At 72.5% G+C, this 26692-nt stretch carries 27 protein-coding genes; 10 read left to right on the top strand and 17 right to left on the bottom strand.

What is annotated here, in order from left to right; translation table 11 throughout:
* Nucleotides 1-18: 18 nt before the first annotated feature.
* Nucleotides 19-933, top strand: coding sequence for a TIGR01777 family oxidoreductase (locus DEJ01_RS04650; RefSeq protein WP_111092325.1), 915 nt, complete (start codon nucleotides 19-21; stop codon nucleotides 931-933).
* Between the two features lie 25 nt (nucleotides 934-958).
* On the opposite strand, the gene DEJ01_RS04645 is transcribed toward DEJ01_RS04650, so the two are convergent.
* Nucleotides 959-1423 carry a tetratricopeptide repeat protein gene (locus DEJ01_RS04645; RefSeq protein WP_111092324.1) on the bottom strand — a complete coding sequence of 155 codons (465 nt, stop codon included), beginning with the start codon at nucleotides 1421-1423 and terminating at the stop codon, nucleotides 959-961.
* Between the two features lie 14 nt (nucleotides 1424-1437).
* Entirely contained in the window at nucleotides 1438-2184 is a 747-nt protein-coding gene (locus DEJ01_RS04640; protein WP_228513608.1) for a 4-hydroxy-tetrahydrodipicolinate reductase, read from the bottom strand.
* Nucleotides 2185-2207: 23 nt separating this feature from the next.
* Here DEJ01_RS04640 and DEJ01_RS04635 point away from each other — a divergent pair, with 23 nt between their 5' ends.
* A complete protein-coding gene (locus DEJ01_RS04635) occupies nucleotides 2208-2699 on the top strand; it encodes a GNAT family N-acetyltransferase (RefSeq protein WP_111092323.1) in 492 nt (163 codons plus the stop codon).
* Between the two features lie 49 nt (nucleotides 2700-2748).
* Here the strand turns inward: DEJ01_RS04635 and DEJ01_RS04630 are convergent, their stop codons facing one another.
* Together DEJ01_RS04630 and DEJ01_RS04625 are read right to left on the bottom strand one after the other, a co-directional pair.
* Complete coding sequence (locus DEJ01_RS04630) at nucleotides 2749-3351, bottom strand: histidine phosphatase family protein (protein ID WP_027464756.1); 603 nt, start codon at nucleotides 3349-3351, stop codon at nucleotides 2749-2751.
* Between the two features lie 8 nt (nucleotides 3352-3359).
* Complete coding sequence (locus DEJ01_RS04625) at nucleotides 3360-4694, bottom strand: pitrilysin family protein (protein WP_071405593.1); 1335 nt, start codon at nucleotides 4692-4694, stop codon at nucleotides 3360-3362.
* A gap of 251 nt (nucleotides 4695-4945) precedes the next feature.
* Here DEJ01_RS04625 and DEJ01_RS04620 point away from each other — a divergent pair, with 251 nt between their 5' ends.
* Complete coding sequence (locus tag DEJ01_RS04620; RefSeq protein ID WP_111092322.1) at nucleotides 4946-5593, top strand: TetR/AcrR family transcriptional regulator; 648 nt, start codon at nucleotides 4946-4948, stop codon at nucleotides 5591-5593.
* Between the two features lie 260 nt (nucleotides 5594-5853).
* Nucleotides 5854-6381, top strand: coding sequence for a YbhB/YbcL family Raf kinase inhibitor-like protein (locus tag DEJ01_RS04615; RefSeq protein ID WP_111033188.1), 528 nt, complete (start codon nucleotides 5854-5856; stop codon nucleotides 6379-6381).
* Between the two features lie 187 nt (nucleotides 6382-6568).
* Here DEJ01_RS04615 and DEJ01_RS04610 read toward each other — a convergent pair whose 3' ends face one another.
* Nucleotides 6569-8848 carry a polyribonucleotide nucleotidyltransferase gene (locus tag DEJ01_RS04610; RefSeq protein WP_110864729.1) on the bottom strand — a complete coding sequence of 760 codons (2280 nt, stop codon included), beginning with the start codon at nucleotides 8846-8848 and terminating at the stop codon, nucleotides 6569-6571.
* 281 nt (nucleotides 8849-9129) lie between these two features.
* On the opposite strand from DEJ01_RS04610, the gene DEJ01_RS04605 reads away from it, so the two are divergent.
* Nucleotides 9130-10347: a hypothetical protein gene (locus DEJ01_RS04605; protein ID WP_111092321.1), complete on the top strand. Its 1218-nt coding sequence runs from the start codon at nucleotides 9130-9132 to the stop codon at nucleotides 10345-10347.
* 34 nt (nucleotides 10348-10381) lie between these two features.
* Here DEJ01_RS04605 and DEJ01_RS18065 read toward each other — a convergent pair whose 3' ends face one another.
* From DEJ01_RS18065 to DEJ01_RS04565, 8 genes are all read right to left on the bottom strand, one after another.
* Nucleotides 10382-10726 carry a ferredoxin gene (locus tag DEJ01_RS18065; protein WP_309147057.1) on the bottom strand — a complete coding sequence of 115 codons (345 nt, stop codon included), beginning with the start codon at nucleotides 10724-10726 and terminating at the stop codon, nucleotides 10382-10384.
* Nucleotides 10723-12000, bottom strand: coding sequence for an NADH-ubiquinone oxidoreductase-F iron-sulfur binding region domain-containing protein (locus DEJ01_RS04595; protein ID WP_111092319.1), 1278 nt, complete (start codon nucleotides 11998-12000; stop codon nucleotides 10723-10725). Before DEJ01_RS04595 ends, DEJ01_RS18065 begins: the two co-directional genes overlap by 4 nt.
* A complete protein-coding gene (locus DEJ01_RS04590) occupies nucleotides 11997-12554 on the bottom strand; it encodes a ferric reductase-like transmembrane domain-containing protein (protein WP_071405587.1) in 558 nt (185 codons plus the stop codon). Before DEJ01_RS04590 ends, DEJ01_RS04595 begins: the two co-directional genes overlap by 4 nt.
* On the bottom strand, nucleotides 12554-13516 hold the full coding sequence (locus DEJ01_RS04585) for an FAD:protein FMN transferase (protein ID WP_111092318.1): 963 nt from the start codon (nucleotides 13514-13516) through the stop codon (nucleotides 12554-12556). The genes DEJ01_RS04590 and DEJ01_RS04585 overlap by 1 nt, the downstream gene beginning before the upstream one ends.
* Nucleotides 13513-13866, bottom strand: a complete 354-nt coding sequence (locus DEJ01_RS04580) for a hypothetical protein (RefSeq protein WP_146247549.1) — start codon at nucleotides 13864-13866, stop codon at nucleotides 13513-13515. Before DEJ01_RS04580 ends, DEJ01_RS04585 begins: the two co-directional genes overlap by 4 nt.
* Nucleotides 13867-14000: 134 nt before the next feature.
* Nucleotides 14001-14618, bottom strand: a complete 618-nt coding sequence (locus DEJ01_RS04575; RefSeq protein ID WP_111092316.1) for a CE1759 family FMN reductase — start codon at nucleotides 14616-14618, stop codon at nucleotides 14001-14003.
* 335 nt (nucleotides 14619-14953) lie between these two features.
* On the bottom strand, nucleotides 14954-15223 hold the full coding sequence (gene rpsO / locus DEJ01_RS04570; RefSeq protein WP_017885935.1) for a 30S ribosomal protein S15: 270 nt from the start codon (nucleotides 15221-15223) through the stop codon (nucleotides 14954-14956).
* A 100-nt stretch (nucleotides 15224-15323) separates the two neighbouring features.
* Entirely contained in the window at nucleotides 15324-15773 is a 450-nt protein-coding gene (locus DEJ01_RS04565) for a VanZ family protein (RefSeq protein WP_084741173.1), read from the bottom strand.
* A 182-nt stretch (nucleotides 15774-15955) separates the two neighbouring features.
* Between DEJ01_RS04565 and DEJ01_RS04560 the strand changes: the two genes are divergently transcribed.
* The 3 genes from DEJ01_RS04560 to DEJ01_RS04550 are packed head-to-tail and all read left to right on the top strand — an operon-like array spanning nucleotide 15956 to nucleotide 18439.
* On the top strand, nucleotides 15956-17032 hold the full coding sequence (locus DEJ01_RS04560) for a glycoside hydrolase family 6 protein (RefSeq protein WP_146245002.1): 1077 nt from the start codon (nucleotides 15956-15958) through the stop codon (nucleotides 17030-17032).
* Nucleotides 17033-17090: 58 nt separating this feature from the next.
* Nucleotides 17091-18140: a M4 family metallopeptidase gene (locus DEJ01_RS04555; RefSeq protein WP_111092315.1), complete on the top strand. Its 1050-nt coding sequence runs from the start codon at nucleotides 17091-17093 to the stop codon at nucleotides 18138-18140.
* 29 nt (nucleotides 18141-18169) lie between these two features.
* Nucleotides 18170-18439 (top strand): protealysin inhibitor emfourin, encoded by a 270-nt coding sequence (locus DEJ01_RS04550; protein ID WP_071405582.1) that lies wholly within the window; start codon nucleotides 18170-18172, stop codon nucleotides 18437-18439.
* Between the two features lie 150 nt (nucleotides 18440-18589).
* On the opposite strand, the gene DEJ01_RS04545 is transcribed toward DEJ01_RS04550, so the two are convergent.
* The 3 genes from DEJ01_RS04545 to DEJ01_RS04535 all read right to left on the bottom strand — a co-directional run bounded on the left by DEJ01_RS04545 (nucleotide 18590) and on the right by DEJ01_RS04535 (nucleotide 22119).
* Nucleotides 18590-20833 carry an ATP-binding domain-containing protein gene (locus tag DEJ01_RS04545; protein WP_258375639.1) on the bottom strand — a complete coding sequence of 748 codons (2244 nt, stop codon included), beginning with the start codon at nucleotides 20831-20833 and terminating at the stop codon, nucleotides 18590-18592.
* A 78-nt stretch (nucleotides 20834-20911) separates the two neighbouring features.
* Nucleotides 20912-21748, bottom strand: a complete 837-nt coding sequence (locus tag DEJ01_RS04540; protein WP_027464743.1) for an aldo/keto reductase — start codon at nucleotides 21746-21748, stop codon at nucleotides 20912-20914.
* Entirely contained in the window at nucleotides 21748-22119 is a 372-nt protein-coding gene (locus DEJ01_RS04535) for an FKBP-type peptidyl-prolyl cis-trans isomerase (RefSeq protein ID WP_173035534.1), read from the bottom strand. Before DEJ01_RS04535 ends, DEJ01_RS04540 begins: the two co-directional genes overlap by 1 nt.
* 69 nt (nucleotides 22120-22188) lie before the next feature.
* Here DEJ01_RS04535 and DEJ01_RS04530 point away from each other — a divergent pair, with 69 nt between their 5' ends.
* Both DEJ01_RS04530 and DEJ01_RS04525 read left to right on the top strand, forming a co-directional pair.
* The gene (locus DEJ01_RS04530; protein WP_084741172.1) at nucleotides 22189-23508 is read left to right on the top strand and encodes an MFS transporter; all 1320 of its coding nucleotides are present in this window, start codon (nucleotides 22189-22191) and stop codon (nucleotides 23506-23508) included.
* A 181-nt stretch (nucleotides 23509-23689) separates the two neighbouring features.
* Nucleotides 23690-24775 (top strand): YihY/virulence factor BrkB family protein, encoded by a 1086-nt coding sequence (locus DEJ01_RS04525; protein ID WP_111092313.1) that lies wholly within the window; start codon nucleotides 23690-23692, stop codon nucleotides 24773-24775.
* Between the two features lie 23 nt (nucleotides 24776-24798).
* Here the strand turns inward: DEJ01_RS04525 and DEJ01_RS04520 are convergent, their stop codons facing one another.
* On the bottom strand, nucleotides 24799-26259 hold the full coding sequence (locus DEJ01_RS04520; protein ID WP_258375292.1) for an aspartate ammonia-lyase: 1461 nt from the start codon (nucleotides 26257-26259) through the stop codon (nucleotides 24799-24801).
* Between the last annotated feature and the right edge of the window lie 433 nt (nucleotides 26260-26692).

Raw genomic sequence — 26692 nt, 5'->3', positions numbered from 1 at the left:
GTGAGTAGCGTTGCGGGCATGCCCGACACGACGGAACAACCGCTCTCGATCCTGGTGGCCGGCTCGTCCGGGTTCATCGGGACGCCCCTCGTCCGCGCCCTGCGCGAGGCGGGGCACCACGTCACCACGCTCGTCCGCCGCGAAGCGCGCACCGCGACCGAGTTCCGCTGGGCACCGGGGCGGCGTCCGCTCGACCCGGCGATCCTCGACGGCGCCGACGTGGTGATCAACCTGGCCGGGGCGAACATCGGCAAGCTGCCGTGGACGGACGCGTACCGCAAGGAGATCCGCAGCTCGCGCATCGACGCCACCGACACCCTGGTCGAGGCGATGCGGCACGCCGCCACTCCCCCGGCGCTGTTCCTGTCGGGCTCGGCCTCGGGCGTGTACGGCGATCGCCCGGCCGACGTGCTGCAGGACGACGCCGCCGCGGGCACGGGCTTCCTCGCCGACGTCTGCACCGCGTGGGAAGCCGCCGCGAACGCCGCTCCCGCCGGGGTCCGGGTCGTCACGCTCCGCACCGGCATCGTCATCGGCAAGGGCGGCGGTGCGCTCGCGCCGCTCGTCCCGCTGACGAAGCTCGGCGTCGGCAGCCGGCTCGGCACCGGTGGCCAGCACTGGCCCTGGATCGCACTCGAGGACGAGGTCGGCGCCATCGTGCACCTGGCGACCGCGGCACCGGACGTGTCCGGCCCGGTGAACCTGGCGGGCCCCGAGCCCGTCGTGGCCGACCGCATCACGAAGCACGTCGCCGAGGTCCTGCACCGCCCGTACCTCTTCCGGATCCCCGAGTTCGCCCTGCGCCTGGCGCTGCGGGACGCCGCCGACGACATGCTCCTGTCGAGTCAGCGGATGGTCCCCACGAAGCTGCTCGAGTCCGGCTACACGTTCCGGTACACGCGGGCGGCGGACGCGATCGACGCCGTCTTCTGATCCGCCTCCGGCCCCGGCCCCGGGGTCAGCGGTCGGCGGCGCGCGCCAGGGCGGTGCGCATCGCCGACCGTGCGCGCTTGCGGTCACCGGCGGCGTCGTAGACCACACCGAGCCGGTACCAGGCACGCCAGTCGGCCGGGTCCTGCTCGACCGCGTCGCGGTACCGCGGGAACAGCTCGTCGGCGGCGTCGCGGATCGGCCGGCCCGACGGCCGCACCGGGACGACGTCGTCCGGGGTGCCGCCCTCGGCCTCGAGCCGCGCGCCGAGCCGGGTGATGCGGACGCCGAAGCGGAACTCCAGCACGAGCAGGAGCGCCCCGATCGCGGCGACGACGAACAGCGCGACGCCGATGCCGATGCCGATCGGGATCCCGGTCGCGATGAAGGCGACGGCGCGCTGCCCGACGAGCACGATGTACAGGGCGAGCAGCACCGCCATCAGCGCTGCACCCCAGAACGGCGAGCGGATCGTGCGTCCGGCCCGCTCCATCCGACCCACGGCGGTCAGCCGATGCCGAGGACGCTGCCGAGGCCCACGGTGAGGCCCCGCGCCGACACCACGTTCGCCAGCGCCGCACGGATGCCCGCGACGTAGGCGACGTCGTCGTTGGTGTCGTGCCGGATCGTCAGCGTCTCGCCGGGGCCGCTCAGCACGACGTCCTGCACGGCCTTCACCCCGGGGAGCCGGAGCGAGTGGATGGGCACGCTGGCGACCTGCTGGCCGCGGGCGCGCTGGTCGACGTGCGGGGCGTCCACGGGACCGACCTCGCGCCGGGCGTCGGCCATCAGCTCCGCGGTGCGCACCGCGGTGCCCGAGGGCGAGTCAATCTTGCCGGCGTGGTGGGTCTCGACGATCTCGGCGGCGGGGAACCACGGTGCCGCGATCGTCGCCAGGTGCGTGCCGAGCACGGAGCCGATCGAGAAGTTCGGGACCACGAGCACCCCCTGGTCCGGGCGTTCCCGCAGCCCGGTGCGGAGCTTCGCGAGCCGGTCGAGCGACCAGCCGGAGGTGCCGACGAGCACGTTCGCGCCGCTCGACAGCGCGTTCTCCACGATCGCCGGGCTGAGCGACGGCACCGTCACGTCGACCACCAGGGCCGCGCCGCCGAAGACCGACGGCGGCGCCTCGTGCGCGCCGTCCTTCGACGACAGGCGGGCGACGAGCTCGAACTCCGGGAGTTCCTCGACGACGGACGCCACGAGGCCCCCGAGACGACCGGTGGCGCCGACGACGGCGACGGGAGTGACCATGCGGTCCATCCTAGGATCGACGCATGTCAGTCGAGGTCAGGACCGTGCCGGCCGATCTGCCCGAGGTCGACGTGCTGCTCGACGCGTACCTGGACGAGCGCGAGGCGACGTTCCCGAGCGCGCAGGGCACGTACTCGCGGAAGCGCACCCCCGCGGCCGAGTTCACGCCGCCGAACGGGGTGTTCGCGGTGGCGTACGACGACGACGTCGCGGTCGGCTGCGGCGGCCTCCGTCGGATCGCGGGCGGGGTCGACGCGACCGGTGCCGTCGACGTCCGGTTCGAGGTCAAGCACGTCTTCGTGGCACCGGCCGGGCGCGGCACGGGCGTGGCGACGGCCGTGATGGACCTGCTCGAGCGGGCCGCGGCCGACCTCGGTGCGACGAGCATCGTCCTCGACACGAACGACTCGCTCGTGGCAGCCGGTGCGATGTACCGCGGCCGCGGGTACCAGCGGGTCGAGCCGTTCAATGACAACCCCAACGCGACCGCCTGGTACCGCAAGCCGATCGCCTGAGCCGCCACGGGCCTCCCGGCCGCGCCACCGCGGACCGGACGGGCAGCCGCTAGACGGGCTGGTCGACCGGCAGACCCGTGCGCAGCTCCACCGGCAGGTGGGCCAGGTCGTTCAGCGTGACGACCTCGGCGGGCTTCGCCGAACGGATCCGGATGATCGTGAGCGCGGTGTGGGCGACGTTCGTGCCCATCCAGCGCCACTCGGGGGCTTGGAACGCCTCGCGCACGAACCAGCCGATCACGGCGTTGTGGGTGATCAGCAGGTCGTGCCGGTCCTCGCGCGCCGGGGTGAACCACTCCGACACGGCGTCGCCCATCTGGGCCTGCCCGGCGACGATCTCCTCTTCGGTGATGCCGCCGTACCAACCCTGGTAGGCGTGCGGCATGTCCGGGGTCGGGCCCGAGGGGATGCAGTCGAACAGCAGTGTCGAGGGCTCGGGCTGGATCGACGGCAGGCGCTGCGACAGGAACGCGGCGGTCTCGCTCGGGGCCTCGAGCGGCGAGTGGTACACGCCGTCGAAGGGCACGCCGCCGAGACGGTCCGCGATCAGGGTCGCCTGACGCTTGCCGCGTTCGGAGAGCTTGCCGTCCCGCAGGCCGTGTTCGGCGTCCTGGTGTTCGCCGTGCCGGACGAGGTACAGGTAGTGCGACATGTCCGTGCTCAGCTGCCGATCCCGATGGCCGCGGCGAGTTCGTCCTGCTGCACGGCACCGACGACCGAGGTGATCGTCGGCCGGGTGAGCAGGTCGCGCGCGAGTTCGAGCACGCCGTCGGTCGTGACGCCGTCGACACGCTCGAGCGCCGTCGACAGGTCGGTGTACTCGCCGGTGCCGAGCTCGGAGCGGCCGAGGCGGGTCATGCGGGCGTCGGAGTCCTCGAGCGAGAGCGTCAGCGCGCCCTCGATCTGGCCCTTGGCACGTCGGAGCTCGTCGTCGGTGATGCCGTGGTCGACCATCCGGCGGAACTCGGCATCCACGATGTCGATGACGCCGGCGACGTTGTCCGGCGCGCAGCCGGCGTAGACACCGAAGGCACCGTTGTCCAGGTACGCGGGGGCGAACGACGACACCGCGTAGGCCAGACCGCGGCGCTCGCGGACCTCCTGGAACAGGCGCGAGCTCATGCCACCACCGAGCACGGCGTTCAGGACGCTGAGCGAGGGACGGCGGTCGTCGCGCAGGTCGAGGCCCTGCGAGCCGCGGAGCATGCTGACCTGCTCGGTCGGGCGGTGCACCACGGTCAGCTTCGCCTCGACCGGGTCGGCCACGGTCTCGGGGGTGCGGCGCGGCAGCGGCTCGGCGTCCGGGGCGTCGTGGAAGACGCCGGCGACGAGCTCGCAGAACCGGTCGTGGTCGACGGCGCCGGCGGCGGTGACGACGATGCCGTTCGGCGCGTAGTGCTCGCGGTAGTGGGCCAGTACCTCGTCCCGCTGGACCGCACGGATGCTGTCCGGGGTCCCGCCGATCGGACGACCGAGGGGATGTCCGCCGAAGGCCGCGGCGAAGAACGCTTCGCCCGCGACGTCGGCCGGGTCGTCGGCGGCCATCGCGAGCTCTTCGAGGATGACCCCGCGCTCGACGGCGAAGGCATCCGGTTCGAGCACCGAACCGGTGACCATGTCACCGATGACGTTCACGGCCATCGGGACGTCGGTGTCCCGGACCCGTGCGTAGTAGCAGGTGTACTCCTTGGCGGTCGCAGCGTTGTGCTCGCCGCCGACCGAGTCGAACGCGATGGCGATGTCGAGCGCCGACCGGGTCTCGGTGCCCTTGAAGAGCAGGTGTTCGAGGAAGTGCGTCGACCCGAACTGCCCGTCGCGCTCATCACGCGAACCGACGCCGACCCAGAACCCGATGCTCGTCGACGCGGCACCCGGCACCGCCTCGGTCAGCACACGGACGCCCGAGGGCAGCACGGTGCGACGGACGAAGGCCCCGCCGGACGTCAGGAACGACGTGTCCGGGGCCCCGAGCGGCAGTGGCACTGGCTGGTTCATCGCAGACGAGCCTAGTGATCCGGCGATGCCTCCCGCCCAGTTTCCCGGTCTCGGTCGCATGCCACTCGAAGTGGGGTACAGAAAATGTGGACAGACCGACTCGTCTGTCTGTCCTCCTTGTGCTACTGTTGGTCACGCCGGATCGAAAGCCCCCCTAAGTTCCGATCCGGCGGCTCGGGACATCAGTCCTGCGCGACCACCGAGTCCCCCCACTCCGGTCGCGGAGCCGATGAGTCCGAGGAGTACACGCTGTGACGGTCGATTCCCCCCAACCGGCCGTCCAGCGTCTCCCCGGCCCGAGCACGAACCTCGCGTCGCCGGACGGGTCGAGCGTCCCCCCGACTCCCCGCTCCGGCGGCGCGAAGGTCCGTGTCCTCGAGACCGCCACGCGACTCTTCTACGAAGAGGGCATCCACAGCGTCGGCGTCGACCGTCTCATCTCCGAGGCGAGCGTCACGAAGGCGACGTTCTACAAGCACTACGGGTCGAAGGACAACCTGATCCTGGCCTACATCCGCACCCAGCACGAGCGCGTGCAGGAGCGGATGGAGCAGCTCATCACCGACGCCGGCACCCCCGAGCGGGCCGTCCGCGCGTGGGTCGCCGCGCTGGCCGACGACGTCAACGACCCGGCGTTCCGAGGGTGTGCGTTCCTGCACGCCGCCGCCGAGTACCACGACCCGCGCGACCCGGTCCGCCAGGTCGTCGCCGTGCACCGCGACTGGTACACCGAACGGCTGGCGACCCTGCTGCAGGAAGCCGGGCACCCCCTGCCCGGCGACGGTGCCGACGAGCTCATGCTCGCGCGCGACGGTGCGATGGCCGGCGCGTACGCCGGTGACGCGATCGCCGCCACCGCCGCGCTCAACCGCGTGGTCGATCGGGTGCTCGCGGGCTGACGCTCGGCTGTCACCGGATCTGTCGCTTTCGCGAAAGCGACAGATAGCCCCGAACAGTTCGCGGCATCCTGTCGCCTTCGCGGCACGGCCGCGCCCGCGCGACGCACATGTGTCCCTTTCGTGGGGCGGTCGAGGCGACCGCGGCCGGACGGGAGGCCCGTAGCGGGCCCGCACCGCGCCTCCAGGCCGTCACGTGCGAACTCCCACAGCCCCGCGCGCGCACCGAGCGCGGCCCGAGCCGGCGGGTGTTGGCTGGGGGCATGGCCAACGACCCCAACTGGAACCTGCCCGACGTGCCGTCCTTCACCCTGACGAGCCCCGACTTCACCGACGGAGGCGAGCTGCCCACCTCGGCACGCGGCTCCGACGTCGGCGGTGAGGACCGCTCCCCCGCACTCGAGTGGTCGGACGCACCCGAGGGCACGAAGAGCTTCGTCCTGACCGTCTACGACCCCGATGCCCCGACCGGCTCCGGCTTCTGGCACTGGAGCCTGACCGACATCCCGGGCTCGGCGACGTCGCTCCCCGCAGGCGCCGGTACCGATGACGCCCTGCTGCCCGCCGAGGCACTCCGCCGCCGCAACGAGTTCGGCACGGACACGTTCCTCGGGGCCGCTCCGCCCGCGGGCCACGGTGTGCACCGCTACTTCTTCACGCTGAGCGCCCTCGACGTCCCCGTGCTCGAGGTCCCCGCCGACGCGACCCCCGCGGTCGTGGGCTTCATGCTCCGCGGGCACCTGCTCGGGCGCGCGCAGCTCATGGGCACGCAGGAGACCCCCGCGGCCTGACCGGCACGTGGCACGGCGCCGCGATCCTTCGCGCACAGCGACAGTTCACGCGGCGCCGTGCCCGTGAGGTGTCGCTGACCGCGAAAGCACGCGCGGCCAACGCACGCGTGGCACCTGCCCCGCAACGGCGAACGGCCGCCGCCCCGGAAGGGACGGCGGCCGTTCGTGCGTCAGGACGCGGGGAGGATCAGCCCTCGGCCGGGTCCTCGGCGTGGGCGCGGACCGTCTCGGCCGAGGTGGAGTCACCCTCGGTCTCGTCGGCCACGACCGGCGCGAGCGACAGCTTGCCGCGGTCGTCCACCTTGGTGACCTCGACCAGGACCTTCTGGCCGACGCCGAGGACGTCCTCGACGTTCTCCACACGCTTGCCACCGGCGAGCTTGCGCACCTCGGAGACGTGGAGCAGACCGTCACGGCCCGGGAGCAGCGACACGAAGGCGCCGAAGGTGGCGATCTTCACGACGGTGCCGAGGAACTGGTCCCCGATCTCCGGGTTGGTCGGGTTCGCGATCGCGTTGACCTGGGCACGAGCGGCCTCGGCCGACGGACCGTCGACGGCGCCGATGTAGACGGTGCCGTTGTCCTCGATCGAGATGTCGGCACCAGTGGTGTCCTGGATGCCGTTGATCGTCTTGCCCTTCGGGCCGATCAGCTCGCCGATCTTGTCGACGGGGATCTGCACCGAGATGACGCGAGGAGCGGTGTCCGCCATCTCGTCGGGGGCGTCGATGGCCTCGTTCAGCACACCGAGGATGGCCGAGCGGGCCTCCTTGGCCTGCTTGAGCGCCGCGTCGAGCACCGTCGACGGGATGCCGTCGAGCTTGGTGTCGAGCTGGATCGCGGTGACGAACTCCGAGGTACCGGCGACCTTGAAGTCCATGTCGCCGAGGGCGTCTTCCGCACCGAGGATGTCGGTCAGGGCCGCGTAGCGGGTCTGGCCGTCGACGGTGTCGGACACGAGGCCCATCGCGATGCCGGCGACCGGGGCCTTGAGGGGCACACCGGCGTTGAGCAGCGACAGGGTCGAGGCGCAGACGGAACCCATCGAGGTCGAGCCGTTGGAGCTGAGCGCCTCGGAGACCTGACGGATGGCGTAGGGGAACTCGTCACGCGACGGCAGCACCGGCACGAGGGCGCGCTCGGCGAGGAAGCCGTGCCCGATCTCGCGACGCTTCGGCGAACCCACGCGGCCGGTCTCACCGGTCGAGTAGGGCGGGAAGTTGTAGTGGTGCAGGTAGCGCTTCTTCGTGACGGGCGACAGCGAGTCGATCTGCTGCTCCATCTTGAGCATGTTCAGCGTGGTGACGCCGAGGATCTGCGTCTCGCCACGCTGGAAGATCGCCGAACCGTGGACGCGCGGGATCACGGCGACCTCGGCGTCGAGCGGACGGATGTCGGCGAGGCCGCGGCCGTCCATGCGGATCTGCTCGGTCAGGATGCGGCCGCGGACGACCTTCTTCGTGACCGACTTGTACGCGGCGCCGACCTGCGAGTTGGCGACCTCGGGCAGCGAGCCCGCGGTGACCTGCTCGGCGATGGCGGCCTTGACGCGCGACTTGAGTGCGTCGTCGGCGTCCTGACGCTCGGTCTTGGCGGCGATCTTGTAGACGTCACCGAGCTCGGAGAGCGCGAGGGCCTCGACGGCCGAGTAGACCTCGGGCGCGTACGGCGGGAAGACCGGGAAGTCCTGGATCTCCTTGGCCGACTGCGCGGCGAGCTTGGCCTGCGCGTCGACGAGGGACTTGAGGAACGGCTTGGCCGCCTCGAGACCCTGGGCGACGATGGCCTCGTCGGGCTTCGTGGCGCCGCCCTGGATGAGGTCCCAGGCGTGCTCGGTGGCTTCCGCCTCGACCATCATGATCGCGACGTCCTCGTTGCCGGCCTCGTCCGTGACGACACGACCGGCGACGGTCAGGTCGAACACGGCGTCGGCGAGCTGCGAGGCCTTCGGGAACGCGACCCACTGGTCGCCGATGAGCGCGAGGCGCACACCGGCGATCGGGCCGGAGAACGGCAGACCGGAGATCTGCGTCGACGCGGACGCGGCGTTGATCGCCAGCGCGTCGTAGAACTCGTCCGGAGCGATGCTCAGGACGGTGATGACGATCTGCACCTCGTTGCGGAGGCCGTCGACGAACGACGGACGCAGCGGCCGGTCGATGAGACGGCAGACGAGGATGGCCTCGGTCGACGGACGGCCTTCACGACGGAAGAACGAACCGGGGATCTTGCCGGCGGCGTAGGAACGCTCCTCGACGTCGACGGTCAGCGGGAAGAAGTCGAAGCCCTCACGCGGGTGCTTGCCGGCGCTGGTGGCCGAGAGGAGCATCGTTTCCTCGTCCAGGTACGCGGCGACCGCGCCCTGGGCCTGCTGTGCGAGCCGACCGGTCTCGAACCGGACGGTGCGCTTGCCGTACTTGCCGTTGTCGATGACGGCTTCGGCGAACTTGATCTCGGGACCCTCCAAAAGGGCGCCTCCTTGATGTGTTTCCGGCAGGCCATGGCGACGGCACTCGATGGTGCGTGCGCGCCGATCGTTCCGGACGCATGTCTGGCCAGCAGTAGAAGCACTCGGGAAACCGTTCCGGCCCGCGAGCCACCACCGATGACCAGCTCCGTGCCCGGCCTGCGCAGTGTTGTGTGTGACGTCCGGGGAATGAGTCCTCGGACACGATGGACTTTACCAGTCCTCAGGCTGTCGGCGGCGCGGCTCGCTGGACTCCTGGTGAACATCGGTAGCCTGCCGACATGCGCCTCACCCCCTCGCGGGGCGTGCTCGTCGCGGCCGCCGTGGTCGTCGGCGCGCTCGTCGCCCCGGCCCTGACCGCTGCCCCCGCGAACGCCACCGAGTACCCCACCTGGCAGGACGTCCAGCGCGCCAAGGGCAACGAGACCGCCAAGCGCGCCGAGGTGCAGAAGGTGCAGGCCGCATTGCAGTCGGCGCAGGACGAAGCCGCCGCGAAGTCGCAGGCCGCCCTGGTGGCCTCGTCGAAGGCGGACGCGGCCGAGTCGGAGTTGGCGTCGGCCACCCAGGCCGCCACGAGCCTCCAGGCCCAGGCGCAGCACGCGAGCGAGACGGCGGACCGGGCCCAGCAGCGGGCCGGCCAACTGGCCGCGAACCTGTACCGCGACGGCAGCACGAACCAGATGACCACCCGCATCGCGACCGCGAAGAACCCGGACCAGCTGCTCTACCAGCTCGGCGCCCTCGACCAGCTGTCGGAGACCTGGGCCGGCGTCATGGACGACGCGTCCGTCGCGGCCGGCACGGCGTCGTCGCTGCACGAGCAGGCCGAGCGGGCCGAGACGGAACGCGCGACGCGCGCGCAGGCGGCCGAGGAACGCTCGGCCGCGGCGAAGTCGGCGCAACAGGCGGCGGACGCCGCCGTCGAGTCGACGGAGCAGCACAGCGACGAGCTGTACGCGCAGCTCGCGTCGCTCAAGGACAGCACCGCGAAGCAGGAGGCCGGGTACGAACTCGGCCAGCGGGTCGCCGCGCAGAAGGCGGAGCAGCAGCGCAAGCGGGCCGCAGCGGCTGCGGCCGAGGCGGCGGCGAACGCGGCCGCGGCGAACGCCGGCAGCAGCGCTTCCAGCGGCGGCGCGACCAGCGGCGGCACCGGCTCGTCCTACCCGAGCACCGGAGGCGTCGCCGTGGACCCCGCGGCCGCGCAGGCCTACGCACGGAGCGCGCTCGGGTCGTACGGGTGGGGCTCCGACCAGTTCTCGTGCCTGGTGTCGCTCTGGACGCAGGAGTCCGGGTGGCGGGCGAACGCCCTGAACGCCTCGAGCGGCGCCTACGGCATCCCGCAGTCGCTGCCGGCCGAGAAGATGGCGGTCGCCGGAGCCGACTGGCGCACCAACGCGAACACGCAGATCGACTGGGGGCTCGCGTACATCAAGAGCGCCTACGGCTCACCCTGCGGGGCGTGGGGCCACGAGATGAGCGTCAACCCGCACTGGTACTGAGCGCTGGGCCGGCCGGGCGCCGGTCGCCGGCTGCTCACCGCTCCACCAGTCGGAGCGCCTGCAGGGGGCACATCGCGACGGCGTCGGCCGCAGCGGCCCGCTCGTGCGGACGGACCGGGACGTCGCGGGTGCCGGCACCGGGGGTGCCGGGGTCGCCCGGGTTGCCGGCCCGGACACCGGGATCGCCGGGGTCGCCTCCGGCCCGGGCGCCGGGGGCGCCGGGGTCGCCGGGGGCGCCGGCTCGGGCGACCGGGTAGCCCCACTCGTCGCGCTCGAGCCGCTCGGCGAACAGTTCCGTGCACAACCCCCGGCCCCGGCAGCGCGTCCAGTCGACGTGCAGCGAGACGACACCCGCGCCTGCACCCGCGCCCCCGCTCACCACGCACCCCCGCGCCGCAGCAGGCACCGGCCACCGAGGTGCGCCTGCACGTCGTCGTGGAACACGTCGAGCGCGCTCCGCACCATCCGTGCCACACCGTCCGGGTGGTGACACGCACCGCGACCGTCCACCAGCGCGGCCACCCGACGCACCTCGCCCGCCAGGTCCCCCGCTGCTCGCCCCGAGGCCAGGTCCCCGACGACGTCGGCGATCCGCGGCAGCCCGTTCACGCAGGGTCCGCACCGTCCGGCCGACGCTCCGGCGAGCGCCGTCGCCAGCCGCGCCGTCACCGCGATCGGGCAGGTCCGGTCGTCGAGCACGGCGAGCACCCCGGCCCCGGGCGCGGCACCCCACCGAGCCAGTCCCTCGGGGTCGAACGACGCGTCGAGGGCCGCGGCCGGCAGCCACGTCCCGCCCCATCCGCCGACCAGCACGGCGCGCGTGTGCGCCGGATCGGTCACCGGCAGCCGGGAGGCCCGCAGCAGTTCCCCGAGCGGCGCACCCCCGGCGGTCTCCAGCACCACCGCGGTGGTCGGGTCCGTCACGTCGCTCACCGTGACGAGCCGGGTGCCGGGGGCACTCGGGCTGCCGACGCCCCGGGCCCACGCCGCCCCGAAGCGCACGACGAGTGCTGCCTGGGCGAGGGTCTCGACGTTCGACACCAGGGTCGGTCGCCCGCTCGGCCCGCGTTCGGCGAGCCGCACCACGCGGTCCTCGGGCAAACCCCGGCCACCGGCGACGGCCGAGGCGAGGGCGCTGGCCTCCCCGGAGACGAAGGAGGCGTGGGGCAGGACCCGCAGGCTGATCGGCACGGGATCGCCGCCGCGGTCGGCACCACGGTCGGCGCGTTCCGCGAGGGCCCGGCGGACCGGACCGGCGAGTCGGTCGCTCGTGGCGAGCACTGCCTCGGAGGCACCGATCGCGGCGGCCGCGACGACGAGGCCGTCGAGCACCAGGTGCGGTGCGCGCTCGAGCAGGACGGCGTCCTTGCGGCTGGCGGGTTCGCCCTCGGCGGCGTTCGCGACCACGAGGGGCGCACCCCGACCCCGACGGCGGCCGCGGGCGGTCACTGCGGCGAGCTTCCGGGCGAGCGGGAACCCGGCTCCGCCGCGGCCGTCGACGCCGGCGCGGCCGAGTTCGTCGATCACCCACGGGCCGAGCTGCGGGAGCGGGCCGAAGGTGTCCTCGTGGTCGATGCGCGTCGGACCGGGTGCGGCCAGGAGCCGTCGGGTGCCGGTGGGTGGGACGACGGTGCGGGGGTGGGTCAGGGTCATCGGACGACCTCCAGCTTCGCGGAACGGAACTCGGTGACACGGGCGGTGCAGCGCCAGACGACGGCGCCGACGACGGCCGCGGTGCAGACGCCGGCGAGCACGAGGAACCACGCGGAGGTGCCGTCGGTCCCCGTGCCGACCGCGTGGGCCAGGGCGATCGGCCACATGGCGTAGGCCGCCCAGTGCACCGCGCGGAAGGCCCGCGGGCCGATCGCGCGGCGGAGCAGTGCGGTGACGACGAGCACGACGAGCAGGTCGACGGCCAGGGTGCCGAGCCCCAGCCAGAACCACCGGTCGGCGCCGACGAACGGCACGACCGTGTCGAGGAGGCGCAGCTCGGCCTCGGTGTCGAGCAGCAGCGACCCCACGTGCACCGCGACGAACACGGTGGCGGCGAGGGCGACGTCCCGGTGCACGAGCTGCACGGCGAACCGGGGCAGTCCGGGCAGCGGTCGTCCGCCCCTGGTGACGATGCCGAGGAGCACCGTGAGGGTGAGGAGCAGGACTGCGGTGACCCCGAAACCCCGGCCGATCACCCAGAGCGCGGTGTCCATCAGGCGACCGCCGATCGGTCGTCGTCGGCGCGCTGGAGGTCGGTGCCCTGGTCGTCGGGCCAGCCGCCGAGCCGCACGACCGTGCCGTCGGCGGCGACCAGCCGGGCGGCGCGTCCGCTCTGCCGGAGCCACTCGGCGGCGGTGCGACCGCGCACCACGGCGGCGGTCGTCATCGTGTTGGCGGTGGTGCACGACGGGGCGACGACGGTCACCGTGCGCCAGACCGGCTCGGCGGGCAGACCCCACCGGGGGTCGAGGATGTGGTGCCGGGCGGTGCCGTCCTGCTCCCAGCGGCGCTTCTGCGTGCTCGAGGTCGCCACGGACCACCCCGAGGCGATCCGGACGTGGTCGACCGGGTCACCCTCGAGGTCCTCCACCCGCACCTGCCAGCCGCCGGACGGATCCGGGCCGGCGGTCGCGACGTCACCGCCGAGGGACACCAGCGCCCCGATGCCGAGCCGTGCGGTGATGCTCGCCGCGGCCATGTCGGCGGCAGCGGCCTTCGCCGTGGCACCGAGGTCGAGGGTGACGCCCTCGGGGATGCGCAGGAACGTACCCGACAGCAGGATGCGCTGCCACGCCGGACGGTCGTCGAGTGCACGCGACAGGGCCTCGGGCGACGGGACCGGCCGGGCGTCGGCGAAGGCGGCGTCGTACCCGAGGGACACCATGCGGCGCCCGAGGGTGGGGTCGACGTCGCCGTCCGAGAGCCGCGCTGCGTCGAGCGCCTGCTGCACCAGTGCGGCGAGGAGCGGCGACACCTCGGTGCCACGCACCAGGTCGTCGGCGCGTGCGGTGAGTTCGGAGTCGTCGCGGAAGCGGCTGCACGCGGCGTCGACGGCGGAGGTGACCTGCCGGACGCAGGACTCCGCGGCAGCGAGGTGCCGACGGTCCCGGTGGTCGAGGACAAGCCGGGCGGTCGTGGTCCAGAGTTCCCACTCGGTGGCGGCGCGCACGGTCACGACCCCGTCGTCGTGGTGTCGGAGGTCCCGCCGGTGGTGCCCTGCGACACGCCGGTGTCCGAGTCGCTCGTGCCGGAGTCGGTCGTGCCGGACTCGCTCGTCGAGCCGGTCGCGGCGTCGGTCGGCTGGGTCGACGAGTCGGTGTTCGTGCTCGTGTCGGCACTGCTGCTCGACTCGCTGCTGCTGGAGCTGCTCGTGCTCGTGTCACTGCTCGTGCTCGTGCTCGTGCTCGCCTGCTCGTGCCCGAGCCAGAGCCCCGCACCGGTGACCATCGCCACCACGAGCCCGCCCACGCTGACGAGCGCACTCGTGATCCGTGCGGATCGCCTGCCGCTGCCTCTGGTGTCCATCGGTGCTCCTCGTCGTCATGACGAGGTTCCCGAGGGCACCGATGAGCCAGCCGCGCACCCGCCGCGCACCGACCGTACGAACCCTGTGGTCCGTCTAAGAGCACGCGCTCCCGTCGACGGCGGTGGGACGCGGATCAGTGACCGAGGCCGCCGAGCAGGCTCGCGAAGTCCGGGGTCGCGGGGAGCGCATCGGCTTCCTGCGGGGCCCGCCTGGAGGCCCGGATCGCCCAGGCCAGGTCGGCTCCGGCCCGGCGGATGCGACCGTCCAGGGCGGCCGCGTCACCGTCGGTCCCCCAGTCGTCGGTCGCGGCGAAGACCCCGGTGGGCACGATCGCCGCGCGCAGGTACGCAAAGACGGGCCGCAGGGCGTGGTCGATCGCGAGGGAGTGCCGCGAGGTCCCGCCGGTGGCCCCGAGCAGGACGGGCATGTCGGCCAACGAGTCCTTGTCGAGCACGTCCAGGAACGACTTCGCCAGCCCGCTGACGCCCGCGGTGAAGATCGGCGTGACGAACACGACGGCGTCGGCCTCGACCACGGCGGCCATCGCTGCGGAGAATGCCGGGGCCGCGAAGCCGGTGAGCATCGCGTCGGTGATCTCGTGCGCGAGCGGCCGGAGTTCGACGTGCACGACGTGTGCCGGGGTGCCCTCGGCGACGAGTGACGCGACGGCGGCCTCGCCCAGGCGGTCGGCGAGCAGGCGGGTGGAGCTGGGCTCGGAGAGTCCGGCGGAGACGACGGCGATGGTGGTCATGATGCTTCCCGACTTTCGATGCGTTTGCATGAACATAGCATCCAACCGGGTTGCCCTCGCAACCATTCCCGCCATCGAACAGCGTGCCGATCGGTCACGACTCCCCGCGCGCCGGCCGCCGATCGGTCATGAAGTGTCGAGTGGGACCGTGGTGGCCGACGAGTCGTGACCGCCGCACGAGCGCGGGCGAGGTGTCGTGACCGACCTCGCGACCGACCGAGGACGGAGCGCGGTCGGAGCGGGGCCCCGCCGACCGTCGAACGCCCCGCGGACCGAAGAACGCCCCGGTCCTCACGAAGAGGTCCGGGGCGTTCGGTCGAGCGTGTGTCGGTCGACTAGCGACGCAGGCCGAGGCGCTCGATGAGCGTGCGGTAGCGGGCGATGTCGACGTCGGAGAGGTAGCCGAGGAGACGGCGACGCTGACCGACCATGAGGAGCAGGCCACGACGCGAGTGGTGGTCGTGCTTGTGCTCCTTGAGGTGCTCGTTCAGGTCGTTGATACGACGCGTCAGAACGGCGACCTGGACCTCGGGGGATCCGGTGTCGCCCGGGTGGGTCGCGTACTCTTCGATGATCTCCTGCTTGACCTGTGCGTCAAGTGCCATGGTGATCCCCTTCCTGTCCGTTGCGCGGTGCCCGTGCCTGATGCACGAGCGCTCTTTGTCCGCGGCCGTTCGACGGCAACCGCACAAGACTACCAGAGTCCTAGGCTGTCCTGGGGTGCAGACGGCGTCGGCGACGACGCTCCGGCAGCAGGCTGCGGACGAGTCCGACCAGCGTCGCGCCGAGCAGTCCGCCGAGGCCGTTCGACAGCACGTCGCGCGGGTCCGCGACGCGGTACGGCAGGTACGTGGCCTGCGCGAACTCGATGCCCGTGGACAGGGCGACCGCGACGAGCGCGCCGAGGATCCACCAGCGCCGGGGCAACCACAGCGCCGCGAGCATCCCCACGGGCACGAACATCGCGATGTTGGCGAGGAACTCGGTGCGCTCGTACGTGAACCAGGCACCGTGCGGCAGCTGCTGCACCCAGGCGATCGCGTGCAGCACGAGGGAGTTCTGGGCCGAGGTGAAGACCTGCGGGGTCAGCGTCATCCGCCAGATCACCCAGGCGTAGCCCGCGGTCAGGGCGAGGAGGAGGAGTCGACGGAACATCCGCACAGTGTGCTGCACGGTCCTGCGCGGTCGCTGGAGCGCTCCTGTCAGCCGTCGGTGCGACACCTGGGCGATCGCGGATCGGCGCTGGTCAGGACTCCCCCGCTCCTGTCAGCATGGGTCCGGGCGCGATCGGTGCCCGCACCACCGACACCGCACGGTCAGATCAGGAGCACCGCAGCATGCCGGAGCACGAGGCACCCAGCACCCCACGCCGCAACCGCACCGGCGGCCTGCGGCAGTGGGGGTGGATCGCCGCTGCGGCCGTCGTCGTCGCCGCGGTCGTCACGACCCTCGTGGTCGTCGGCCCGTGGAACGGCGGCCAGCCGGACGGTGACCGTACCCCGAGCGGCCGCAGCGTCGCCGAGCGGAAGTCCGCGGCCGAGGCGTTCCCGGGCGGGCTCGCGCGCCAGCCGACCGCCGTGAACCAGGCCGGCCTCCGCGAGCGCCAGGCCCGTGCCGACGGTGACACCCAGACCGCCGAGCAGATCGCGGTGATCGCCGACCAGCCGATCGCGACGTGGCTGACGAACACCTCGCGGGCCGAGACCCGCTCCACGATCCGGTCGGTGGTCAGCACGGCCGAGCAACGCGGTGGCACCCCCGTGTTCGTCCTCTACAACATCCCGGACCGTGACTGCGGCAGCTACTCGAAGGGCGGCACCGAGGACGACGCCTACCTGCCGTGGGTCCGGTCCGCCGTCCGGGCGATGGCCGGTTCGCACGCCGTCGTGCTCGTCGAGCCCGACTCGATCGCCCAGATCCAGAACTGCGAGCGGCTGCGCGACGAACGCCTGCCCCTGCTGCGGAAGGCCGTCGACGCGCTGACCGGCCACGGGCTCACCGTGTACCTGGACGGCGGCAACGAGAACCGTGTGCCGACCGCCACCATGGCGGACTGGCTGCGGCAGGCCGGCGTCGACGAGGTGCAGGGGTTCTTCACGAACGTGTCGAACTTCTACCGGGTCGACCAGGAGCGCGCGTACGCCGACGAGCTCGCCGACGCGATCGGCGGCGACCCGCACTTCGTCATCGACGTCTCCCGCAACGGGCAGGGGTGGCGGGGAACCTGGTGCAACCCCGAGGGCGCCGGCCTCGGCCAGGAGCCGCACGTCACCGGCGGCAGCACCCGGCTCGACGCCCTGCTCTGGGTGAAGACGCCCGGGCTCAGCGACGGCACCTGCAACGGCGGCCCCGCGGCCGGCCAGTGGTGGGAGTCGTACGCGCTGGCCCTCGTCGAGCACCGCAAGCGCGACTGACCCCGCCACGAGACGGCCCGCGCAGGGCCGTGTCGGTGCCCGGTGGTTGCATGTGCGCATGACCGCGACCGACCGCATCCGCTCCGTCGTCCCGCCCTACCTGCTCCGCGCCGTCGCCGGTGCCGATGCGTTCCCCCGGGCGGCCTCGGCGGCCCGCACTGCGCTGGCCTCCCTCGACGCCGTGCAGGCGCCGAAGCACGCGCACCTGGTCGCACCGCGCAGCGTCAGGGGTGCCGTCGACCGCTCGCCGCAGCGGACGATCACCGACGCGCGCGGCACCACTACGCTGCCCGGCACCGTCGTCCGGGGCGAGGGCGACGCCGACTCCGGTGATGCCGCGGTCGACGAGGCGTACGCGGGCCTCGGCGCCACGCACGCCTTCTGGCTCGAGGTGTTCGGCCGGGTGTCGATCGACGGCGCCGGGCTCCCCCTCGACGCGACCGTGCACTACGGCCAGGACTACGACAACGCCTACTGGGACGGCCGCCGGATGGTGTTCGGCGACGGCGACGACGAGGTGTTCCGCCGTTTCACCGTCGCGCTCGAGGTCATCGGCCACGAGCTCGCGCACGGCGTCACGCAGTACACGGCCGACCTGACCTACCAGGGCCAGTCGGGCGCCCTCAACGAGTCGATCAGCGACGTCTTCGGCTCCCTGGTCGCCCAGTACGCGGCGGGGCAGACGGCGGAGCAGGCGAGCTGGCTCATCGGCGAGGGGCTGTTCACCGACGCCGTGCAGGGCGACGCGCTCCGGTCGATGCGGGCCCCCGGCACCGCGTACGACGACCCGGTGCTCGGGAAGGACCCGCAGCCGGCGACCATGGCCGGTTTCGTCGTCACCACGGACGACGCCGGCGGGGTCCACACGAACTCCGGCATCCCGAACCACGCGTTCTTCCTGGCGGCCACGGCCATCGGCGGCCCCGCGTGGCTGGGCGCCGGCGCCGTCTGGTGGGACGCTCTGACGTCGCCCGAGGTGACCGCTTCGATCGACTTCGCGGGCTTCGCCGCCGTCACCGCCGACGCGGCCGGGCGGCGGTTCGGGGACGGTTCCGCCGAGCAGACCGCGGTCCGTCAGGCCTGGCAGCAGGTGGGCGTGCTCGACTGAGCAGGCCACCCGGGCGTACCGTCGGGGCCATGCGCATCGAGGTCCGCCGCTCCGGGGGCTTCGCCGGCACCACACGGCGCTGGCGGGTCGACACCGACACGAGCAGTGACCCCACGGCGTGGTCCGACGTCGTCGACGCGCTGCGGCGCACCCCGGCACCGACGGCCGCGCCCGTCCCCGACGACTTCAGCTGGACGATCACCGTCGAGCGCACCACCGTGACGATCCCGGGTCGCCGCCTCGACGGTCCGTGGGCCGACCTGGTCGCGCGGGTGCGGTCCGAAGGCGACCCGACCTGAGACGGGAGGCCCGTGGCGGGCCCGCACCGGGGCTCCCGTCCGCCCCGCGGGGACGCCACCACCCACCGATCGTGCGCAGGAACGGTCGCGTGGGACCGACGGACCCGACCGTTCCTGCTCACGAAGTGCGCGGGGACACGCGCGCGACCGTCAGTCGACGTCGATGACCGTCAGGCGACGGGTCGGACGCGTCATCGCGACGTACACCGCGGCGGCGGCACGGGCGGCGTCGGCACCCACGCCGTCCGGGTCGACGAGCAGCACACCGTCGAACTCCAGGCCCTTGGCATCCGCCCCCGTCAGCACCGTGAGCGAGCCGGCGTTCGGCGAGGCGAGGCCCCGGACGTCCGCCTCGGTGCGGGCGAGCCGCTGCCGGACCGTGTCGACCTGGGCCTCGGGGACGATGACGCCGATGGTGCCGGAGCCGATCCGGGCACGCTCGGCGTCGGCAACGGCCACGACGGTGTCGAGCAGGTCGGCCCGGGCGACGCGGACGCGCTCGACGGGGTCACCGTCCCGCACGGCCTCGTTGCGGGTGACCGTGAGGCCGGCGCTGTCCGCGAAGGCCCCGGCGGCCTCGACGATGGAGCGCGGGGTGCGGTAGTTCACCGTGAGCTGCTCGATGCGGTGGTCGAGCGGCACCTGCGGCGCACGGCCGCGTCGGCGACGCGCGAGCGCCCCGATGACGTCGTCCCAGGTGCGTGCGGCACCGGGCGAGGAACCCTGCGCCATGTCGCCGACGATCGTGAAGGAGCGCAGCGGGTTGCGGCGGGCGAGCACGCGCCACTGCATCGGCGAGAGCTCCTGCGCCTCGTCGACGACGATGTGCCCGTAGGTCCACTCGCGGTCGTCGGCGGCGCGCTCGGCGGTGGAGCGGGGGTCGCCGCCCTCGGCGAACGAGCCGGCGACCTGCTCGGCGCTGACGATGCCCTCGACGCCCATGTTCTCGATGGCCTGGCGGGCGTTCTCGATGTCACGGTTCCGGCTGGCCTTCGCCGCGCGCTTGGCGGCGCCGCCGGTCGGGTCGAACGGGCCGAGCAGTTCGGCGGCCTCGTCGAGCAGGGGGACGTCCTCGACGGTCCAGGCCGTGCCGCGGGCGCGCTGCAGCAGGGCGCGGCGCTCCGGGGTCCAGTCGGGGGTGAGCGAGGCGAGCCAGTTCGGCCGGGCGTAGAGGTCCTCGAGGAACTTCTCGGGCGGCAGCGGCAACCACGCGGTGTTGAGCAGCACACGGGCGTCGTACGAGCTGCGGATGTCCTCGCGCAGGACCTTCTCGTCGGCCTCGTCCACCGTGGTGCCACGCTCCCGCAGCTGCTCGGCGAGCAGGCGGGTCATCGCGTCGAGGGCGGTCTTGTTGAACGTGACGCGGGCGGCGTTGTGCGGCTTGCCGCGGTCCTGCGCCCGCTTCATGGCGTCGGCGACGAGCTGCGGCGGCACGACGAGCCGCTCGCCCTCGATGTCGAGCGTGACCGATTCGGTCGGCACGACCTGGCGCGAGCGCACGGCCCGGCGGAGGAGTGACGCCATCTGCGCGGCGCCCTTCACGGCGGCGACGTCGCGGGTGTCGTGCGTCGTCGCGTGCACGCCCGGGTAGAGCGAGCCGAGCGACGCCATCACGACACCGGTCTCGCCGAGCGACGGGAGCACCTGCTCGATGTACGTCAGGAACGCCGGGGACGGGCCGACCATGAGCACGCCGGAGCCCCGCAGCCGCTCGCGGTACGAGTAGAGCAGGTAGGCGGCGCGGTGCAGCGCCACGGCGGTCTTGCCGGTGCCGGGGCCGCCCTGCACGATGAGCACGCCCTCGAGCGGGGAGCGGATGATGCGGTCCTGCTCACCCTGGATCGTCGCGACGATGTCGGTCATCCGGCCGGTGCGCTCGGCGGTCACCGCGGCGAGCAGCGCCCCCTCGCCCTGCAGGTGGGTGCGCTCGTCGTCGTAGAGCGAGGCGTCGAACACCTCGTCCTCGACGCCGACCACGCGACGGCCCTGCAGGGACAGGTGCCGGCGGGACCGCATGCCCATCGGGTGCGCGGCGGTGGCCTGGTAGAAGGCGCTGGCACCGGGGACGCGCCAGTCGAGCAGCAGCGGCCGGTGCTCGGAGTCGCGCAGCCCCACACGGCCGATGTACCGGAAGGTGTCGTCGGGGTTGTCGGGCTCGGCGACCTCGAGCCGGCCGAAGACCAGACGGTCCCCCACCCGCTCGAGCGTCGCGACGGTGTCCTCGTAGAGCCTCGCGTACGCGTCGCGCTCGCTGCGGCTCTGGTGGTTCCCGCCGACCGCCTGTCGGCGGGTCTCGGCGAGGCGCTGTTCGGCCTCGGCGGTCAGCTCGTCGAGACGACGGAAGAGGCCGTCGACGTAGCCGCGTTCACGGTCGATCTCGGTCGGTTCGGACACACGCAACCCTTCGGGAAGAGGGGGAACCAGTGTACTGCCCACCGGGAGCCCCGCTGTCCCCGAAGGGTCGCGTCGGAGTCACATCTCTTCGTGCGTGTCCGGGTCGCCGTCCCACAGACGACCGCGCTCGAGCGCGGAGATCGCCTGCACCTCGTCGTCGGTCAGCTCGAAGCCGAAGACGTCGAGGTTCTCCTTCTGGCGGGCGGCGTCACCCGACTTCGGCACCGGCACGGCACCGAGCTGGACGTGCCAGCGCAGCACGACCTGGCCGGGGGCCACCCCGTGCGCCGCGGCGGCGTCGACGATCGGCTGCTCGGTGAGCAGTTCCGACCGCTTCGCGAGCGGGCTCCAGCTCTCGGTCACGATGCCGAGCTCCTGGTGCACCTTCCGCAGTTCCGCCTGGGGGAAGTACGGGTGCAGCTCCACCTGGTTGACGGCCGGGGCGACCCCGGTGGCGTCGACGATCCGGCGCAGGTGCTCGGGCGTGAAGTTCGAGACGCCGATCGAGCGGACCTTGCCGCTGTCACGGAGGTCGACGAACGCCTTCCAGGTGTCGACGAACTTGTCCACCGACGGGTTCGGCCAGTGGATCAGGTACAGGTCGACGTGGTCGAGCCCCAGGTTGCCGAGGGTCTCGTCGATCGAGCGGTGCGCCTCGTCGTAGCCGTGGTGCCGGCCGGGCAGCTTCGACGTGACGACGAGGTCCTCGCGCGCCACCTCGGACTCACGGACGGCCTTGCCGACGGCGTCCTCGTTGCCGTAGTTCAGCGCCGTGTCGAGCAGCCGGTAGCCGCTCGCGATCGCGGTGCCGACCGCCGCAGCGCCCTCGTCGCCGTTCAGGCCGTAGGTGCCGAGGCCGAGCTCCGGGAACCGGTGGCCGTCGTTCAGCTCGATCGTCGGGGCACCGACCTGCATCAGCGGACCCCGAGCAGGTCGATCACGAAGATCAGGGTCTTGCCGGACAGGAAGTGGCCACCACCGGCGGGGCCGTAGGCGAGCTCCGGCGGGACGACGAGCTTGCGGCGACCGCCGACCTTCATGCCGGGGATGCCCTCCTGCCACCCGCGCACCAGGGCCGCGAGCGGGAAGTCGATGGGCTCGCCGCGGTTCCAGGAGCTGTCGAACTCCTCGCCGGTCTCGTACTCGACCCCGGCGTAGTGGACCTTGACGGTCGAGCCGGCGGACGCTTCCTCGCCGGAACCCTCGACGATGTCGGTGATGACGAGCTCGGTGGGGGCGGGGCCCTCGGGGGCGTCGAACTCGGGCTTGCTGTTCAGGTCAGTCATGCGGATCAGTCAACCAGAGCGCGCACCGGGCACGCGCAACGAGCGTCCAGCCCGCAGAATGGTTCCACCGTGACACCATCGACTCCCGCACCGCCGCGCCGCCGCCTGCTCGCCGACCTCACCCCGCTCCGCCGCTCCCCCGCCTTCGCCCGGCTCTGGGCCGGCACGGCGATCGCCGGCATCGGTACCCAGATGACCACTGTCGCCGTCGGGCTCGAGGTCTACGAGATCACCCGCTCGACCTTCGCCGTGGCCCTGGTGGGCGTCATCGCGCTCGTGCCGATGATCGTCGCCGGCCTGTACGGCGGGATGCTCGCGGACGCCTTCGACCGACGCCTCGTCGCGCTCGTGTCGTCGATCATCGCCTGGGTCGCCGTCGCCCTGATCGCCACGCACGCCTGGCTCGACCTGCACAGCGTCGCACTGCTCTACGTGCTCGCGACGGTCAACGCCGTGGCGGCGACCGTCAGCAACGCCTCCCGCTCGGCCATCGTCCCGCGGCTCGTCGGCACCGACCTGCTGCCCGCGGCGAGCGCCCTGGGCGGGATCGCGTCCGGGTTCCAGGTCACCGTGGGTCCGGCGATCGCCGGCGTGCTCATCGCCACCGTCGGGTTCGCGCCGACGTACACGATCGACGTCGTGCTGTTCACGTTCGCGTTCCTCGGGGTGTTCACGCTGCCGCGGATGGCCGCCGACCACGACGCACTGCGGCCGGGGCTCGGCTCGCTCATCGAGGGCGCGAAGTTCCTGCGGCGATCGCGCAACATCACGATGACGTTCGTGCTCGACATCATCGCGATGACCTTCGGGCAGCCGCGTGTGCTGTTCCCCGCGATCGGCGCGCTCGTCATCGGCGGCGGGTCGATCACCGTCGGTACCCTGACCGCCGCGTACGCGATCGGAGCGCTGCTGTCGAGCGTGTTCTCCGGGCCGCTCGGGCACGTCCGACGCCAGGGTGAGGCCGTCGGCTGGGCCATCACGGCGTACGGCGGGGCGATCGCGGCGTTCGGTGTGGTCATCGCGCTGGCGCACGTGCTCGGCGGCCGCTCGGGTGAGGCGTTCGGCGTCGAGATCCTGCCGGCGCTCGGGCTCGCGGCGCTGTTCCTGGCGATGGCCGGCGGTGCGGACAACGTCAGCTCGGTGTTCCGGAACACGATCCTGCAGGCGGCGTCGCCGGACGGCATGCGCGGTCGGCTGCAGGGCATCTTCATCGTCGTGGTCACGGGCGGCCCGCGGCTCGGTGACCTGTACGCCGGCCTGGTCGTCGCGGCCGGCATCGCGTACCCGCCGGTCATCGGCGGCGTGCTGATCATCGGCCTCGTCGCGCTGCTGCTCCGGATGGTCCCGTCGTTCCGCCGCTACGACGCCCTGCACCCCCACGCCAACTGACCGGTCGGTCCTGGTGCGCAAGACACCGGTGCTCGCACGTCGAACACCCGCGTTCCGCGGTGCGGAGCGTGAACACCGGTGTCTTGCAGGAGCTCGCGACGCGACCGAAGGGCGGACGGGAGGCGCGGGGCGGGCCCGCCACGGGCCTCCCGGCCGTCACGTGTCGGGTACCGTACGACACATGCCGGACAGCGCATCGCGCGACCTCCAGCGGACGGGAGTCCGCGCCGTCGTCCGGCGCACCTACCACTCGGTCATCCGGCACCGCGTCGTCGACGCGGCCGCGTCGCTGACGTTCTTCGCGCTCCTGACGGTGTTCCCGACCGCGTTGGCGGTCGTGTCGGCGCTGTCCATCGTCGACCGCAAGGGCGACAGCCTGACCGACATCGTCGAGGTCCTCGGGTTCATCGTCCGGCCGGAGACCGCCCAGCACCTCGAGGGGCCGCTCCGGCAGCTGCTGACCCTGGACAACCCGTGGCTCGGGTTCACGATCGGCGTCGTGCTGACGCTCTGGTCACTGTCCGGCTACGCGACGGCGTTCGGACGGGCGATGAACACCGCCTACGAGGTCGAGGAGGGCCGGCGGATCTGGAAGTTCCGCAGCATGATGCTCCTCGTCACGCTGCTCGTCATGGTCGGCGGCGCCGTCGCCATCGTCATCCTGCTCGGCACACCGACGATCTCCGAGGCCGTCATCCGACAGCTCGGCTGGGCGCCCTGGATCGACGACGTGTGGAACGTGGTGAAGTGGCCCGTGCTGGCCGCCGACCTCGTCGTGATGGTGGCGGTGCTCTACTACGCGACGCCGAACGTGAAGACCCCGCAGCTGCGGTGGGTGTCGGCCGGTGCCGCGTTCGCGATCGTGACCTGGGCCATCGCCACGGTGGGGTTCGCGCTGTACGTGGAGACCCTCGGTGGCGGGAATCGCGCGTACGGGTGGCTCGGTGGCGCGATCCTGCTGCTCGTGTACCTGTACATCTCGAACTTCGTGCTCGTGGTCGGCGGGGAGCTCGACTCCGAGGTGATCCGGATGCGGCAGCTGCTCGCCGGCATCGAGGCGGACGAGTCGATCCGGCTGCCGCTGCGGGACGTCACGCGGAACTTCACGCTCGCGCGCTGGCGGGACCAGGACATCGCGGCCGCGCAGCACGTGCGGGCCGAGGCCGCGCGGGTGGCCGAGGAAGAGGACGCCGAGCTGACCCCGAACGAGGAGCACCTGCGGGCGATGGCGCAGCAGGTGCGGGTGGGCGAGCGGCCGCTGCCCTGACGGGCGTGCGCGGACGCCCCGCGTCAGCGCTTGCGCGCCTCGGCGTCCAGCATCTCCTCGGTGATGATCGGGATCGCGCCCGTCGCCAGCTCGATCCCCGACAGCCGCGCCGGGCTGAGCACCCGCATGACCTGGTCCTCGTCCATCAGCCCAGCGGCCACGACGAGCGTCGAGATCGGCGTCGAGGTGGTCAGCGCCGTGTGCGCGATCGACGCCGCGGCCGCGTACCCGATGTACGGCGTCAGCGCGGTGACGACGCCGACGTTCGTGTCGACCTGGGCTGCGAGCTTCGCCTCGTTCGCCTCGATGCCGACGACGCAGTGCTCGCGCAGGGTCGCGCAGCCGCGGGACATCCACTGCAGCGACTGCAGGATCGAGTGGGCGATGATCGGCTCGAAGGCGTTGAGCTGGAGCTGTCCGCTCTCCGCCGCCATCGTCACGGTGGTGTCCGCCCCGGCGACCGCGTAGGCGATCTGGTTCACGACCTCGGGGATCACCGGGTTGACCTTGCCCGGCATGATCGACGAGCCGGCCTGGCGAGCCGGCAGGGTGATCTCGCCGAGGCCCGCCTGCGGACCGGACGACAGCAGCCGCAGGTCGTTGCAGATCTTCGAGAGCTTCGCGGCGCTCCGCTTCACGGTGCCGGACAGGGTCATGAACGCACCGGCGTCACTCGTCGCCTCGATGAGGTCGGGGGCGGTGACGACGTCGATGCCGCTCGCCTCCTGCAGCTGCCGACGGACCTCGTCGCGGTAGAGCGGGTCCGCGGTGATCCCGGTGCCGATCGCCGTCGCGCCGAGGTTCATCTCGGCGAGCAGCGGCATCACCTTGCGGAGCAGGTCCGCGTCCTCCTGGATCGTGTGCGAGAACCCGGTGAACTCCTGCCCGAGGGTCATCGGCACCGCGTCCTGCAGCTGCGTCCGGCCCACCTTCAGCACGTCGGCGAAGGCGCGGCCCCGCTCGGCGAACGCCGCGGACAGTTCTTCGAGCTGCACGATCAGACGACGGACCCCGAAGATCATCGCGATCTTGATGCTCGTCGGGTACGTGTCGTTCGTGGACTGGCTGCGGTTCACGTGGTCGATCGGGTGCAGGTACGCGTAGTCGCCACGCTCCCGCCCGAGGAGTTCGAGTGCCCGGTTCGCGAGCACCTCGTTCGTGTTCATGTTCGTGCTCGTCCCCGCGCCGCCCTGCACGACGTCGACGACGAACTGCTCGCGGAGTGCTCCGTCGCGGACTTCCTGCGCTGCACGGTCGATCGCGTCGGCGCGCTCTTCGTCGAGGACACCGATCGCCCGGTTCGCCCGCGCCGCCGCCTGCTTCACGGTGACGAGGGCCTCGATGAGGTCCGGGTACACGGCGATCGGCACGGAGGTGATCGGGAAGTTCTCCAGTGCCCGCAACGTGTTGATGCCCCAGTACGCGTCGTTCGGGACCTCCCGTGATCCCAGCGAGTCGCTCTCGGTCCGCGTCGTCGTCGTCACAGGTGCCTCCTCGTTGCCGGTCACACGTCGAGGCTAGTCCCGTCCGTCCGGCCGGTCCGGGAACGCGCCGGGGCTGGGCGGAGCGGGCGGCGTGCCCGCGTCGGGCCTCCCGTCGCTTCGTGAGCAGAAGATGTCGGCTCGCGCTGCGGGACTCGACATCTTCTGCTCACCAAGCGCGCCGCCCGCGTGCGCGGGCGAAATGGCGTGGTCGCCTTCGCGACGCACAGCGGCATTTCGCCCGCTCGCCCGCGACGGCCTGGAGGCCCGGTGCCAGGCCGCCACGGGCCTCCCGTCCGACCCGCGGTCACGCCGACCCGCGGTCACGCCGCGGACGCGAGCGGGCGAAATGGCGGGGTAGGCGCGAGCGCGGACGCGAGCATTTTGCCCGCCCGCGTGCGCGGGCGCGGCGAACCCGCGACGAGTGAGCAGAAGA

This window comes from Curtobacterium sp. MCLR17_040 (assembly GCF_003234735.1).
GTDB classification, from domain to species: domain Bacteria; phylum Actinomycetota; class Actinomycetes; order Actinomycetales; family Microbacteriaceae; genus Curtobacterium; species Curtobacterium flaccumfaciens.
The sequence above is the reverse complement of the archived record's forward strand: the minus strand, read 5'-3'. Positions and strand labels throughout refer to the sequence as shown.

Bases quoted from the DNA above. Each gene is read 5' to 3' on its own strand.
- DEJ01_RS04525 (WP_111092313.1), top strand. From the start codon at position 23,690: ATGCCGGACAGCGCATCGCGCGACCTCCAGCGGACGGGAGTCCGCGCC.
- DEJ01_RS04645 (WP_111092324.1), bottom strand. From the start codon at position 1,423: ATGGAGCGGGCCGGACGCACGATCCGCTCGCCGTTCTGGGGTGCAGCG.
- DEJ01_RS04630 (WP_027464756.1), bottom strand. From the start codon at position 3,351: ATGTCGCACTACCTGTACCTCGTCCGGCACGGCGAACACCAGGACGCC.
- DEJ01_RS04635 (WP_111092323.1), top strand. From the start codon at position 2,208: ATGTCAGTCGAGGTCAGGACCGTGCCGGCCGATCTGCCCGAGGTCGAC.
- DEJ01_RS04590 (WP_071405587.1), bottom strand. From the start codon at position 12,554: ATGGACACCGCGCTCTGGGTGATCGGCCGGGGTTTCGGGGTCACCGCA.
- DEJ01_RS04535 (WP_173035534.1), bottom strand. From the start codon at position 22,119: ATGACTGACCTGAACAGCAAGCCCGAGTTCGACGCCCCCGAGGGCCCC.
- rpsO (WP_017885935.1), bottom strand. From the start codon at position 15,223: ATGGCACTTGACGCACAGGTCAAGCAGGAGATCATCGAAGAGTACGCG.
- DEJ01_RS04640 (WP_228513608.1), bottom strand. From the start codon at position 2,184: ATGGTCACTCCCGTCGCCGTCGTCGGCGCCACCGGTCGTCTCGGGGGC.
- DEJ01_RS04625 (WP_071405593.1), bottom strand. From the start codon at position 4,694: ATGAACCAGCCAGTGCCACTGCCGCTCGGGGCCCCGGACACGTCGTTC.
- DEJ01_RS04555 (WP_111092315.1), top strand. From the start codon at position 17,091: ATGACCGCGACCGACCGCATCCGCTCCGTCGTCCCGCCCTACCTGCTC.
- DEJ01_RS04550 (WP_071405582.1), top strand. From the start codon at position 18,170: ATGCGCATCGAGGTCCGCCGCTCCGGGGGCTTCGCCGGCACCACACGG.
- DEJ01_RS04650 (WP_111092325.1), top strand. From the start codon at position 19: ATGCCCGACACGACGGAACAACCGCTCTCGATCCTGGTGGCCGGCTCG.
- DEJ01_RS04595 (WP_111092319.1), bottom strand. From the start codon at position 12,000: ATGACCCTGACCCACCCCCGCACCGTCGTCCCACCCACCGGCACCCGA.
- DEJ01_RS04565 (WP_084741173.1), bottom strand. From the start codon at position 15,773: ATGTTCCGTCGACTCCTCCTCCTCGCCCTGACCGCGGGCTACGCCTGG.
- DEJ01_RS04605 (WP_111092321.1), top strand. From the start codon at position 9,130: ATGCGCCTCACCCCCTCGCGGGGCGTGCTCGTCGCGGCCGCCGTGGTC.
- DEJ01_RS04575 (WP_111092316.1), bottom strand. From the start codon at position 14,618: ATGACCACCATCGCCGTCGTCTCCGCCGGACTCTCCGAGCCCAGCTCC.
- DEJ01_RS04540 (WP_027464743.1), bottom strand. From the start codon at position 21,748: ATGCAGGTCGGTGCCCCGACGATCGAGCTGAACGACGGCCACCGGTTC.
- DEJ01_RS04615 (WP_111033188.1), top strand. From the start codon at position 5,854: ATGGCCAACGACCCCAACTGGAACCTGCCCGACGTGCCGTCCTTCACC.
- DEJ01_RS04580 (WP_146247549.1), bottom strand. From the start codon at position 13,866: ATGGACACCAGAGGCAGCGGCAGGCGATCCGCACGGATCACGAGTGCG.
- DEJ01_RS04560 (WP_146245002.1), top strand. From the start codon at position 15,956: ATGCCGGAGCACGAGGCACCCAGCACCCCACGCCGCAACCGCACCGGC.